We start from the raw sequence: 1,648 nt of genomic DNA on the forward strand, positions 1-1,648 counted from the left end.
GCGGGCCAGTGCTCCGGCCTTCAGGCCGGGGGTGAAGGCCCGCGCTGGGAGGGCCGCCAGGCCCGAGCAGTGCCTTGACCGGGACGGTTCTGCTGCTCGATGTACTGCTTGATGACGCTCAGCGGTGCGCCGCCGACAGACCCGGCGAAGTACGAGCCGGACCAGAGTTTGTTGGCCCGGTAGTAGTGGCGCACCAGGTCGGGGAACTCCTGCCGGAGGCGGCGGGAGGAGACCCCTTTGAGGCTGTTGACCAGCCGTGCCACGGCGACCTTGGGCGGGAAGTCGACCAGCAGGTGGACGTGGTTGTGTCCGCCGTTGAACTCGACCAGTTCGGCCTCGAAGTCGGCGCACACGTCTCGCATGATCGCCTCCATCCGGGTCAGGTGCCGGTCGGCGAACACGTTGTGCCGGAACTTCGTCACGAAAACCAAGTGGACATGCATCGCGAAAGTGCAGTGCCTGCCGGTGCGGATGCCTTGAAGTTCGACCATAAACCAACATGATACGGTGATGGCCGTGCAGCTCCGTTACAACTACCGGATCACCCCGGACGCCGCCCAGCGCACCGCGCTGGCGCAGGCGTTCGGGTGTGCCCGGGTGGTTTTCAACGACGGACTCAGGCTGCGTCAGCAGGCCCGCGAGGCGGGCGAGAAGTACATTTCCGACGGCGACCTGTCGAAGTTGGTCATCACAGCGGCCAAGGCCAGCGAGGACCGGGCCTGGCTGGGTGAGGTGTCGGCCGTGGTGTTGCAGCAGGCCCTCGCCGATCTGAACACCGCGTACCGCAACTTCTTCAACTCGCTGTCCGGCAAACGCCGGGGCCGCAAGGTCGCCCCACCCCGGTACCGGTCCCGTAAGGACAACCGGCAGGCGATCCGGTTCACGAAGAACTCCCGGTTCAAGGTCTGTGACAACGGCCGCCTGCGGCTGCCGAAGATCGGCGACGTTCCGGTGCGCTGGTCGCGCGGCCTGCCGTCGGATCCCACCTCGGTCACCGTGATCAAGGACACAGCAGGCCGGTACTTCGCCTCGTTCGTCGTGCGGATCGGCGAGGACGAGACGCTGCCGCCGGTCGACTCCGAGATCGGCATCGATCTGGGCCTGACCCACTTCGCGGTCATGTCCGACGGCACGAAGGTGACCGCACCGAAGTTCCTGCGCCGCGCGGCCCGCAAGCTCAAGCGGTTGCAGCAGGCACTCTCACGCAAGCAGAGGGGCAGCAACCGCCGCGAGAAAGCCGTGATCGAGGTGGCCCGCGCTCACGCGGGGGTGGCCGACACCCGGCGGGACTGGCAGCACAAGCTGTCCACGGCGATCATCCGTGACAACCAAGCGGTGTACGTCGAGGACCTGTGCGTTGTTGGTCTCGGCCGGACTCGGCTGGCGAAGTCCGTGCACGATGCGGGCTGGGCCGCCTTCACCGGCATGCTGGAGTACAAGGCGGAGCGGTACGGACGCGCGTTCGCCCGGGTGGACCGGTGGCTCCCGTCCACCCGGATGTGCTGCGACTGCGGCCGGATCAACGAGAAGATCGCGTTGAACGTCCGGGAGTGGGACTGCCCGTGCGGCAGTCACCACGACCGGGACATCAACGCCGCCATCAACATCAAGGCCGCCGGACAGGCGGACTTCAACGACCGTCGAGCGC

General features: G+C 66.9%; 2 protein-coding genes. One reads left to right on the plus strand and one right to left on the minus strand.

The window, feature by feature from the left end; genetic code table 11:
• Positions 1 to 20: 20 nt before the first annotated feature.
• The gene (gene tnpA / locus ACFHWT_RS31205) at positions 21 to 491 is read right to left on the minus strand and encodes an IS200/IS605 family transposase (RefSeq protein WP_416598267.1); all 471 of its coding nucleotides are present in this window, start codon (positions 489 to 491) and stop codon (positions 21 to 23) included.
• Positions 492 to 510: 19 nt separating this feature from the next.
• Here tnpA and ACFHWT_RS31210 point away from each other — a divergent pair.
• Positions 511 to 1,648: RNA-guided endonuclease InsQ/TnpB family protein (locus tag ACFHWT_RS31210; RefSeq protein WP_416598269.1), on the plus strand; the 1,138-nt coding region annotated here is incomplete at its 3' end.

Source organism: Micromonospora sp. LOL_021 (genome assembly GCF_048060215.1).
GTDB lineage: Bacteria > Actinomycetota > Actinomycetes > Mycobacteriales > Micromonosporaceae > Micromonospora_E.